Consider the following 12522-nt stretch of genomic DNA (forward strand, 5'->3'; position numbering starts at 1 on the left):
CCTCAAGGTTTCATTTATACAATCTTGTTACAAACGAGAGGAGTTAACCTATGAGTTACGTAATTGGCGTCGATCTTGGAACCAGCGCGGTCAAAACCGTGTTGGTCAATCGTGAAGGAAAAGTGGCATTTGAAGCATCCGAAGCATATCCGTTGTACCAGCCCAAGGCTGGATACAGTGAACAAAATCCCGAAGATTGGGTAGAGCAGACCATTGTTTCCTTGCACAAGTTGCTGGAAGTGTCTGGCGTGCAGCCTTCGGAAATCGAGGGATTGAGCTTCTCCGGTCAGATGCACGGACTGGTCTTGGTGGATGCAGAAGGTAAACCGCTGCGGAATGCAATCCTGTGGAACGATACACGCACAACGGCTCAGTGCCGCCGGATCGAAAAAGTGCTGGACAGCAAGCTGTTAAGTATTGCCCGGAACCGCGCACTGGAAGGCTTTACCTTGCCAAAAATTCTGTGGGTTCAGGAGAACGAGCCTGAATTGTTACAGCAAGCATCCTTGTTCCTGTTGCCAAAAGACTATGTGCGTTATCGCCTCACCGGGGATTACGCTATGGATTATTCTGATGCAGCGGGAACTTTGCTGCTGGACGTTGCAGGCAAGCAGTGGAGCAACGAGATTGCAGAAGCATTCGAGCTACCGATCTCCCTTTGTCCACGTCTTGTGGAATCGTTTGAGGAAGTGGGCACGTTGCTGCCTGAGATTGCGGATCAAACGGGTCTGGCGGCTGCGACGAAAGTATATGCAGGTGGTGCGGACAATGCATGCGGTGCGATTGGCGCAGGCATTCTGAGTGAAGGACAGACGATGTGCAGCATCGGCACATCCGGGGTTGTGCTTTCTTACGAAGAGCGTAAAGATCTCGACTTCGAAGGCAAAGTACACTTTTTCAATCACGGGGAGAAAGATGCCTTCTATATTATGGGTGTAACGCTTGCCGCAGGATATAGCCTGTCCTGGTTCAAGGATACGTTTGCAGCGGACAAATCATTTGATGTGCTCTTACAGGGCATTGATCAGGTTCCGGCGGGCAGCAATGGATTGTTGTTCACACCATATATCGTTGGGGAGCGTACACCTCATCCGGATGCGAATATCCGTGGCAGCTTCATCGGTATGGATGCAGGACACAAGCTGGAGCACTTTGGACGTGCGGTGATGGAGGGCATTACCTTCTCGCTGCGCGAGTCCATTGATATTCTGCGTGATGCAGGCAAAGCAGTCAATGAAGTCATCTCCATTGGTGGCGGTGCCAAGAACGAAGCTTGGTTGCAAATGCAGGCGGATGTCTTTAACGCCACGATTGTGAAGCTGGAGAGCGAACAGGGTCCTGCGATGGGTGCAGCAATGCTGGCTGCCTATGGCTGTGGCTGGTTCCCGTCACTGCAGGAATGTGCAACAGCGTTTATTCGTCCAGCGAAGTCTTATGAGCCGAACCCGGAAACGGTTGCCGTCTATGATGGACTGTTCGCACTGTACCAGGAAGTCTATGGACAGACTCGTAGTCTCAATGATCGTTTGGCGGAATACCGTTAATTCATTTATTTCACTCCATTAACCTTGTGATTACATTTAAAAGCATCCGCGAAGGCGGGTGCTTTTTTGTCGTTCATCAAGATTAACCCCATGAAAGGTTTCCTTGACCTGCATATCCGCATTCCGGCTCTGCATAGATTGGAAATAGAGGATTGTGATTCGTCCAGGCATCGTGTGTCCGACATTTTAATAGGTAGAAGCTTAAGCATGGGGGTGAAGCTTTGGATGGACATGAGGAACATGGAAGACCACATATTACCTTGTCGATGATCGTTCGTAATGAAGAGAATCGCTATCTCAGGCAGGCACTGGAGAGACATCGTCCCTGGATTGATCGCGCAGTAATCATTGATGACGGAAGCACGGATGGAACGGTCGCACTGTGCAGGGAACTTCTGGACGGTATTCCACTCGTATTAGTGGAGAACGCTGCTTCACGTTTTGCAGACGAGGTAAGCCTGAGAAAACAACAATGGGAAGAGACGGTGGCGACCAATCCGGAGTGGATTTTGAATCTGGATGCGGATGAGATTCTAACCCGTGACTTTGGGGTGGTACGGGATCTGCTGCTCAGTGGCAATGAAGATGCGATCTATTTCAGATTGTTTGATATGTGGAGTGAGACGCATTACCGGGAAGATGAGTTCTGGCAGGCGCATGCCTATTATCGGCCCTTTCTGATTCGTTATCACCCGGGGATGAGCTATGAATGGAAGGAGACACCCCAGCATTGTGGTCGTTTTCCGTTAACGATCCAGCATTGGTCCTATGGATGTCATGCTCCCCGGGTGAAGCACTATGGTTGGGCGCGGGAAGAAGACCGTATCCGCAAATATGAACGCTATCAAGCACTGGACCCTGAAGCAAGATACGGTTGGAAGGAACAGTACGAATCGATATTGGATCAAGAGCCACGACTGTTGGCATGGTTCGAATAAGGAGAGGGGGAGTGAGCACATTGAAGAAAGACCCTTTACGCAAATCGCAAGAAGAATCCCAACCTCAAATAGAGCCGATTTCCCAAGAAAAAGAGAATCAGAAAGAGAATCAAAAAGAGGAGCAACATGAGAGCCAGAAAGAGAGCCAGAGTAATCATCCACCGTCCAGAGGTTCTGCTAAATCGCAAGAAATTCGCCATTCGGAAAACCTTGAAGCGCTTGTGCAAGAAAGAATACTGATCGCCAGCCCGGTTCGCCAGACAACTCCGGTGCTCCGTGAATTTCTGGATTCTCTGCATGCACTGGAACGAACAACAGTGAAGACGGACTATCTGTTTGTAGACGATAACGTGGAAGAAGCCGCATCGAATATATTGCATGAATTTGTGCTTCAGCATGAAGGGACGGTTATTCAAGCAGATGAACATGGTAGCGGTAGTCCTGACAACAAAGGGGTGTACAGCAAGGATGAGGGAGGACACTATTGGCAGGATGAGCAGATTTGGCGTGTAGCCGGTTTGAAAAATCGCATATTGCAATATGCACGCGATAATCACTACGATGCGGTTTTCCTGATTGATTCTGACTTGGTGCTGCATCCGCGGACGCTGGAGCAACTTGTATCGAGTGGCAAAGACATTGTATCCAATATCTTTTGGACCCGCTGGCAGCCGGATGCCAGGGAAATGCCACAGGTATGGCTGCAAGATGAGTATGCTTTGTTTCGCCGCGGTGGCAAAACAGTAGACGGAACCGAGACGGAGGACGAGGGCACACAAACGACTGCTTTTCTAAATCAGCTACGGATCCCGGGTTGTTATGAAGTTGGAGGGCTAGGGGCGTGTACCCTTATTCGCAAAAATGTTCTGGCAGCTGGAGTTTCATATGACCAGATTTCCAATGTATCCTTCTGGGGCGAAGATCGTCATTTCTGCATCCGTGCTCAGGCACTGGGTTTTCGTTTGTTCGTTGATACTCATCTCCCCGCGTACCACATCTATCGATTGTCCGAACTGCCGGGGGTATCTGCCTTTAATCGCAGGGCGAGACGAGGTGAGGAGACGATCAGTATTACCTTGTGTATGATTGTGAAAAATGAAGAAGCTTCCCTCGCCAGATGTCTGGACTCGGTCAACGACATTGCCGATGAGATTGTAATCGTGGATACCGGTTCGACGGATCGTACCCGTCAGATCGCTTCCAGATATACGGATCGTATCGTTGATTTTGAATGGGTGGATGACTTTGCAGCAGCACGAAACTTTGCCTTCGATCAGGCGAAGAGTGAATATATTCTGTGGCTGGATGCCGACGATGTGTTCGAACCGGAAGATCGGGGGAAACTGATCGCCTTGAAACGTTCGCTGGATCCGGATGTCGATAGTGTCACGATGGATTACAATCTGTCATACACAGCAGATGGCAAGGTAGCCTACAGCCTGCGCCGGAATCGTCTGGTGCGTCGCGATCGGCAATTTCGCTGGATTGGCGCGGTGCATGAATATCTGGCTGTAGCGGGCAATCTGCTGCATAGTGATATAGCGGTTACCCACAAGAAAGATAAGGAGTATACCGATCGTAATCTGCGGATCTATCGCAAAAGGGAACAGGCCGGAGAGGAATTCGGGCCGCGTGACTTGTACTATTTCGGTAATGAACTGAAGGACCATGGACAGCATGAGGATGCGGTAAAGTACTATGAGAAGTTTCTGGATACCGGGCTGGGCTGGGTGGAAGATCAGATTGCCGCTTGCCAGAAAATTGCGGATTGTGAAGCTGCACTTGAACGTCCGGAGCAGGAAGTCACGGCGTTGTTCCGATCATTTGCCTATGATTTGCCACGAGCCGAGATTTGCTGTCGATTGGGTGGTTATTTTGCCGACCGTGAAGATTATCGCAAGGCCCTGTTCTGGTATGAACAGGCGACTCGTGCTGTACGTCCTGATGATCCTATGGTAGTGCTGAATGAAGCAGCCTGGACCTGGATGCCGCATCTGCAACTATGTGTGTGTTATGACCGGATGGGGAACCGTGCCAAGGCCCGAGAACATAATGATATCGCACTCGCCTATCATCCAACACATCCGAGCATGTTATATAACGATCGATACTTTAAAGATTTGGAGAAGGATAACGTATTGGAAAATGCCTAAAGCATGCATATAGATTGAAACTGTAGGTATAGATATTGCTGGAACAGTTGTTTGTGACAAGAGCCTCCTCTGATGAAGGAGTGGACGCAATGTGCCACTTTTATGAGAGGGGGTTATTGACGTAATTGCATTAAAGGGGTTATTGTAGATATATTAAGTCTTTTATTAGGGAGGATTGAGATGATGAAGTATTCCAAAGCTACCAATTACGCCCTGCACACAATGCTTTTTCTTGCGGCATCCAATTCAGATAAACCTGTGGGTGTGCAGCAACTTTCAAAGTGGCAGAATGTTTCACCCACATATCTGTCCAAAATTTTAACCAAATTGACGAAAGAGGGGATGATTCATTCTTCATCTGGTGCCCATGGCGGGTATACACTTCAGGAGAAGTGGGAGGATCTTACGTTTTTGGACATCATACAGGCCATTGAGGGTACAGCCTCTCTGTTTGATTGCTGTCACAATCATAAACAGGGATGCTTAATTCAAGAAACCATGATCACTGCCGAAGTACAGATGGAAGAAGTGCTTAAAAACCGAAAATTATCTTCGATTGCCAGTAAAATATCAATGATGCATTAAGTATTTTTTTGCATTAATGAAAGATATAATTTGTCTTTTATATCTATTATAATTTTCAACAAACGAATATATCCAAAAGATTTCACACACTATTCTTTTGAATAAAGGAGACTGAAATGAATTCATTTATTATCTATTTATTGGCTTTAGGAGCCTTTGTTGTGGGAACAGCCGAATTTGTCGTATCTGGTGTTTTAGATATCATTGCCCGCGATTTACAGGTTTCGATCTCATTAGCAGGACAATTGGTCACCGTATATGCACTATCTCATGCATTGGGAGCCTGGGCTCTGGTCATGCTGACTTCCAAGTTACAACGTAAAAAAGTACTTCTGTATTCCATGCTTATTTTTATCTTGGGAAATATCATTGCATTCTTCAGTTTGAACTTTGGCATGCTTATGTTCTCACGCATCGTATTGGCCATGAGTGGTGGTCTGTATTTTGTCCTAGCCACGAACTATGCTGCAAGACTAGCTCCTTCTGGCAAACAGGGTAGTGCCATTGCAACTGTCATCACAGGATTCACCGTTTCATTGGTATTAGGAGTGCCGATTGGTACCTTCATTGCTGCCTACATGGATTGGCACTATGTTTATATCATGATTGCAATTATCGCATTTATTAATTTCATGCTGTTGTACAGATTTATTCCTCGAATGGAGGGTAACCCGTCTCTCTCCCTGAAGCAACAATTGTTGATTATCAAAGATAAAAAGGTTATTACTGGATTATTAACGACTGTATTCTGGATTCTGGGGTACACCATGGTATTTGCTTATATCGCTCCACTTTTAAGTTCAGTAGCCGATTTTTCAATAGAAATGATTAGTACGGCGTTACTTGTATTGGGTGTATTTGCATTCATAGGTTCCCGTCTTGGTGGCTATGCGGTAGATCGATGGGGACCTGTTCGCACGATTCCAATCAGTTTGATTATTCATGCTGGTGCCCTCTTTATTTTGCCAATCACAGCAAGTTCCACAATAGGTATTCTTCTGACCATCATGATTTGGGGCACAGCTGCCTGGATAACAACGCCCGCGAATCAGTTCTATTTGATTACATTGAGACCACAGTCTTCTGAAACAGTCCTGAGTTACAATACGGCAGTAATGAACATAGGTATGACTTTCGGTGCCGGATTGGGAGGTGTAGTTGTGAAATACAATTCCGTTCAAAATTTGGGGTGGATTGGTGGTATGGTCCTGCTGTTGGCGTTGGCGATTGCCCTTGTTTCCTTCAGGTTGACTACAAAGCCAAGTTAAATCCAATGTCTTTTTAAAAGGAAGAAGTGAATATTGGATCAAATGATTTCATCCAGGAGAGGATATGCTTTACAATAATAGTAACGGAAAAGCGGTGAACATGATTGTCTGTCTTCGGCTGCCGATTTGATGAAGCAAGGGGAACTGGATATGAATCTCACGGAAGTATTATTGGAGTCAAGGCTGGTCGCGATTGTGCGTGGCATTAGCCGTGAAGCGGCGGTAACAGCCGGACAAGGTATGACAGATGGTGGAATCCGACTGATGGAAGTCACACTGAACACACCTGGAGCACATGATATTATTGCAGACTGGCGTGAGCGGCATGAAGGGAAGGCTTATGTTGGAGCGGGTACGGTACTGAATGTGCAAATGGCGAAGGAAGCGGTCGCTGCAGGAGCACAATTTCTGGTGTCTCCCAATGTCGATCTGTCTGTCATTGAATATGCTGTAGAACATGGTGTCGAGATCTGGCCTGGAGCCATGACACCCACGGAAATTGTCGCTGCCCATGAAGCGGGAGCACGAGTTGTGAAGTTGTTTCCGATGGCGAGTCTGGGCATACCGTATCTGAGGGAGATCAAAGCTCCACTGAATCATATTCCACTGCTGGCAACAGGTGGTGCCACACTGGAGAATATTGCTGATTATTACGCAGCAGGCGCTGCTGCAGTGGGTCTGGGAAGTGCACTTGTACCACGAGAAGCTCTTGTAGCAGGAGATCATGAGCAGATTGCAGCATGTGCACGGAGATTTGTGGAAGCAGCTGAAGCCTAGGATTCCAGCGTCAGATGAGGGATATGTATATTTGGGTATATATATGAAGGTGCCTTTAGATTAATTGTCGGATCAATCTTTATCATAAAAATCCATGTCGCTTAACGTGCCGTTCATTCTATTGTTTTATGATGGATGTATGCCAGAATTCGGAGAGGAGAGATGCCCTGTGAAAGCTAAAACAATGATAGGCGGCATGCTCGCCGTGGCCGCAGTAACGGCAGGTGGTTTATGGAAGGCAGCGGTAAAGAGCCAGACACCCAAGAAGATTCCAATCACACTGACACCCCCAATGCCATTTGAGGATGTGACCTTTGACAGTGGGGGAGGTCAGGTGCATGGCTGGTTCATCCCGGCCAGAGCCGACATTTCGAAACCATGGCCGCTCGTTATTATTGCACATGGCTGGGGCTCCAATCGCTCCCGTGTTCTTCGTTACGCACGTCCGATCTGGGAAGCGGGATATGCCTTATTTATGTATGATGTGCGTAGTCATGGGGCCAGTGATCAGGTACGTGCTGCATCTGCCTATTTGTTCCGGGATGATCTGCTCGCGGCGTTGCAATATACGACTGCACGACCAGAGATTGATGCGGATGCCATCGGAGTGCTTGGTCATTCTTTGGGGGGATTGGGTACGATTCTTGCAGTGACGGAGGGAATTCCTGTATCAGCAGTGATTACGGACTCGATGCCATCGCAATTTGAGGTAATCGTCAGTTCAGAGCTTAGACGCCGGCGTCTGCCCTTGTTTCCACTGGCCCAGTTAATTCCGAGAATCTGGTTCTGGCGACTGGGTGAATCTCTGAAATCTTATCGTCAGCGTGATCCGGTGATCATGCTGAATGAACGGCGCAGGGGGATGCAACTGCCGATGCTTATGGTGCACTCCAAGGGAGATAATTTCATTCCCCCGAGTGAGCTTGAATATTTTATGTCCAAAGCCGATCCGCCTGTTGAACATCTATGGGTCAACAGCGGAGGACACAGTTGTTCCGAGGAAGATCCCGCCTTCTGGGACACCGTTATTCCCTTTTTGAAAACTCATGTCCAAGGTCAGGAGAAGTCGAACGATTCGTCTAAAGCGAGTAGTTGACAAGGTAGAATCAGCCTACATAAGAGTGCAGGCTAACAGAGAAAACGCCAACGTGGTTGGCGTTTTTTTGCTGTTAATAGCAATATGCAGAAATTCACATTTGTAAAATTGCCCGGAAAACGACGATTAAAAAGGAAGCTTATGGTATCATAGAATAGACTGGCAATATTCATGCGAGGTTATTTGTTATGCTTCTTTGTATGAAATTGAAGGGAGAGGTCGAGATTTGAGTTTGAATTGGAAGTTTAATCTACGTTTGAAAATGTTCGCAACCAAAGCAACAACCGCAGCGATGGCAACACTGCTGCTTGCTTCGCAAACACCAGGTTTTGCAGGCAGTGCATCAGCCGCGCAAGCAGAGCAGTTGACCGAAGCGACAACGGGGGAAAATGAACAACTAGACGCAACGAGCAATGACGTGCCTGAGGGAGCGAAAATCTCATCCAGGCAAGCCAGTAAAAATATACTGAAATTATTTCCATTGTTAAAAAAAGCAACGATCTCATCTGCACGATTCGATTCACCTAATTCCTATCCACCGCCAGACTACAAGGCGTGGGAGATCGGGTTTCAGATTACACAAGGCAATCATACGTCGGGATTCAGTGGAACTGTACATGCAGGCACAGGGGAAGTGTTAAGTGTACATTTGCCGTCGGATATCCTGGATAAACATGTCTCGGAATCGGATGTGAAGTTAACCAAAGCTGAAGCTGAAGAAAAGGCCGAGGCATTGTTGTACCAAGCGATTCCAGGTCTTAAGGAAAGTGAATATGCTCCGCTTGGAGATCTGTATTCTTCCATTGAACAAGAGTCATTGTTTGGCAGAACAGAGTATCGATACGGGTACCAGTTAAAACATGATGGATTGTTATCTGATGCAGAGACAGTCTACATTAATGTGGATGAAAGTGGTTTGGTGACAGGTTACTCACGAGGTACTATCGAAGCCAAGTATCCCTCATCGAAACCGGCAGCTTCAGAAGAGAAGGCCAGACAGCAGTTTGAAGAACAGTTCGATGTGGAACTGGCTTATATCGCCAAAGATCGTCTATCTTCCAAACAGGGTCAGCAGTATTACCTTGCATATACACCAAAAAATATCAGTATCGTTCCGATTGAAGCCAATACGTTGGAGCGGATTAATACATTAACAGGTAAAGCTGTAGATAAAGATTCTTTGCAGCAGGATACGAAGTTAAAAGGTGATGTAACGCCTTTTGTCCCGGCCAATGGTACGAGGTTAAATGTTCAGCAGGCCGCCAATCGGGTCGCAACGAACTTTGATATTCCCAAAGGTTATAAGCTTGAACATAGCCAGCTGGGCAAGGGATATTACTCAAGTCCGAACAATCAGGTGTGGAGTCTGAGCTGGAGCGATCGAAGTGCCAATATGTCCTATATGTTCATGCGGGATATCTCAGCACAGGTAGATGCAGTAACCGGGCAGATCTACAGTTATACGATGATGCAACGAATCGGACCAGAGATGGAACAGGAGAAGCCGGCTGAGGAGAAGGCAGGCAAAATGGTAACCCGGAAGCAGGCTGAGAAACTGGCGATGGACACAGTGATTGCGCTAGTTCCAGATGCAACGGAGCAGTTCCGGCTGGCTAATGTGATTGAGGTGGACGATGCTCGCACATTTTTGTTCCAGCGCTATCTGAACGGAATTCCGGTTAAGGAAGATACGGCACAAGTACAGGTGTTGAACGACGGGACGATTAACGAGTTCTATACGCGTATTGTGGCAACGCCTGAACAACTGCCGGCAGATGTTAAGCCAGCCATCAGTTATGAAGAGGCCAAGGCACTCTATCTGGAGGAGTTCAAGCTGATCCTCGCATATTCCCGTTATGGCGGATATGGTACGAACGGTGGTCAAGTCATCCCAGCGGGGGTGAACCTTGCTTATATGCCTACACGTGATGAGAATTCGATCTATGGCAACTATGAAGCGCTGGATGCGAACACAGGAGAATGGAAGCTTTTATACGGGGACACAAGCTCCGCAACCAAGGCTGAACCTACGGATATCTTGGGTCATGTGGCCGAAGCAGCTCTACGCAATATGACACAGCATGGCGTATTGCTTGCTGATGAGCAGGGACGCGTATTCCCGGATCGTGTGATCACCCGAGGAGATTGGTTTAACTATCTGGCAAGAGCGATTAATCCAAATATGGATCTGTACTACAGTGGGGACGGAGATGACAAGTTATACGCTGATGTGACACCTGATAGTCCTTATTATAAGGCAGTTCGGGCATTAATCGATCAGCGCTGGCTTGCCGGAGCGGACCCTGAACAGAATTTGAATCCGCAAGAAGAGATGACACGTGAAGAATTGGCAGTGCTGCTTGTACGTATTTTACGCTATGAGAAGCTGGCCGGATTCTATACGTTGCCATCGGATCTTCCCAACATTGCGGATGCCAGTGCCATTACGAGTAAGGGAGCGGTTTCCCTGAGTCTGAAGCTGGGATTGCTTCCTTCGATTGAAGGACGATTCATGCCTGCACGCAAAGTGACGGTAGCTGAAGCGTCACAGGTATTGGAACGGCTTGCCAAGCTTCAAGGTAAGACAGATACGTTTATGAGTGGTAATCGCCTGTATTAGATGATGAACCACTCATATCGTGACCAAACGAATCATAGGATGAAGATAACGGGTAGTCGTGATTTATTGAACTGAAGATGAAAGGGACCTTCCATAGAAGGTCTCTTTTGATTTAATTTTTACAAAAATTATATAATTTCAACTAACATTTACACGATAACGGAGAGGTCAGAAATAACTTGAGGAAGCGAAGCGTGCGCCTTTATCACCGGATTTTTCCTTTTGAATAAAGGATCAAAAAAATCTGGGGATAACAGCGATCGGAAAGTTGTTCTGACATCGGAGTGTTCGTGTAAATATTCTTTAGTTGAAATGATATAGAAGAATGACGACAGAGCCTTTTGTGATACAATAGGGCGTGAGAACTTTGCAAAGAAGGGTGGGTTCCTTTCATGGGTAAGAACGGGAAACGAATTATCACCATACTGCTGGCAGGCTGTCTGATTGCTGTAGCGTTACCACGTACGGTTGATCTGGATCAACTGTATGCTGCATCAGGAACATCAGATATATCCACGGCAACAGATTTGCGCCAGACCTTGCTTACCGCAATGTCACAGCGAACGGAGGAACTTGTTTTTACATACAAAGGCAATGTGAAAGGCCTCAAAAAACAATTACAAACCTCCATTGATGAGGCAATGAAGAGTGACCCCTATATCCAATATACCGTTAAAAGTTATGCATTTAATTATAAAGGCTCCAATGTGTCGGCCGAGGTGCATGTGACTCTCTCCTATCGGGAGACCAAGGAGCAGACCGATTATGTGAATCGTAAAGTCACAAATGTGTTGAAAGAAATCATCAAACCAGGCATGACGGATCATGAGAAGGTCAAGGTCATTCATGATTGGATTGTGCTTAACCTTTCCTACGATACTTCGTTGAAGAAATATACGGCCTACGACGGGCTTGTTACAGGCAGTACCGTCTGTCAGGGGTATTCACTGCTGGCATATCGGATGCTGGAGCGAGTAGGTATCGATAACAGGATTGTGGAAGGTACAGCGGGCGGGCAGCTTCATGCCTGGAATATCGTGAACCTGGACGACAAGTGGTATCACATGGATACCACCTGGGATGATCCTACCCCTGACCGCAAAGGTAAGGTTAGCCACAGCTATTATTTGCTGAGCGATGATGAGATGGCACGTGACCATATCTGGACAGGCAAAAGCAAGTACCCCGCTGCGTCAGCCCCATATCGAGAAGCTTTATTAAAGCTGGTGAAGGCCGGAGATAGCAAAAAAGCCGCTTATCAGAAGCTGTACCATGCTCTGGACTATTCCCTGTATGATGAACAGGATGCTGTTAAAGGCCGTGCTGCGCTGAAGACCAAAGTTCAGAGTAAGCTGAAGGAAGGCGGAACCTCGCTGACATTCAGGTACAAGGGTACGGAGGCTGGACTGATTGAAGATTTGCAGGATTTGTACCAGCTTGGCATGAAATCGATATCTTATTATGTGTCCAAAATGGAAGGTACTGCGGATCTGCGCGTCAAAATTAACTGGACGTTATGATGAAAGAGAATGGACTGACGT

The 12522-nt window shown here is 47.1% G+C and carries 9 protein-coding genes; all 9 read left to right on the plus strand.

Features of this window, described 5'->3' with window-relative positions:
- Positions 1–50 precede the first annotated feature (50 nt).
- The 9 genes from xylB (at position 51) to D829_RS0128100 (ending at position 12501) form a co-directional block, all read left to right on the plus strand.
- Positions 51–1544 (plus strand): xylulokinase, encoded by a 1494-nt coding sequence (xylB, locus tag D829_RS0128060; protein ID WP_017692239.1) that lies wholly within the window; start codon positions 51–53, stop codon positions 1542–1544.
- A gap of 221 nt (positions 1545–1765) precedes the next feature.
- On the plus strand, positions 1766–2482 hold the full coding sequence (locus tag D829_RS0128065) for a glycosyltransferase family 2 protein (RefSeq protein WP_017692240.1): 717 nt from the start codon (positions 1766–1768) through the stop codon (positions 2480–2482).
- An 11-nt stretch (positions 2483–2493) separates the two neighbouring features.
- A complete protein-coding gene (locus tag D829_RS33145; protein ID WP_017692241.1) occupies positions 2494–4635 on the plus strand; it encodes a glycosyltransferase in 2142 nt (713 codons plus the stop codon).
- Positions 4636–4818: 183 nt separating this feature from the next.
- A complete protein-coding gene (locus tag D829_RS0128075; protein ID WP_026081469.1) occupies positions 4819–5220 on the plus strand; it encodes an Rrf2 family transcriptional regulator in 402 nt (133 codons plus the stop codon).
- Positions 5221–5336: 116 nt separating this feature from the next.
- Positions 5337–6488 carry an MFS transporter gene (locus tag D829_RS32055; protein WP_017692243.1) on the plus strand — a complete coding sequence of 384 codons (1152 nt, stop codon included), beginning with the start codon at positions 5337–5339 and terminating at the stop codon, positions 6486–6488.
- 150 nt (positions 6489–6638) lie between these two features.
- A complete protein-coding gene (locus D829_RS0128085) occupies positions 6639–7265 on the plus strand; it encodes a bifunctional 4-hydroxy-2-oxoglutarate aldolase/2-dehydro-3-deoxy-phosphogluconate aldolase (protein WP_017692244.1) in 627 nt (208 codons plus the stop codon).
- 169 nt (positions 7266–7434) lie between these two features.
- Positions 7435–8361, plus strand: coding sequence for an alpha/beta hydrolase (locus D829_RS32060; RefSeq protein ID WP_017692245.1), 927 nt, complete (start codon positions 7435–7437; stop codon positions 8359–8361).
- A 226-nt stretch (positions 8362–8587) separates the two neighbouring features.
- Entirely contained in the window at positions 8588–10981 is a 2394-nt protein-coding gene (locus tag D829_RS0128095; protein WP_017692246.1) for an S-layer homology domain-containing protein, read from the plus strand.
- 392 nt (positions 10982–11373) lie between these two features.
- Positions 11374–12501 (plus strand): transglutaminase domain-containing protein, encoded by a 1128-nt coding sequence (locus tag D829_RS0128100; protein ID WP_017692247.1) that lies wholly within the window; start codon positions 11374–11376, stop codon positions 12499–12501.
- The last annotated feature ends 21 nt before the right edge of the window (positions 12502–12522 follow it).

The sequence above is a fragment of the Paenibacillus sp. PAMC 26794 genome (genome assembly GCF_000316035.1).
Lineage (GTDB): Bacteria > Bacillota > Bacilli > Paenibacillales > Paenibacillaceae > Paenibacillus.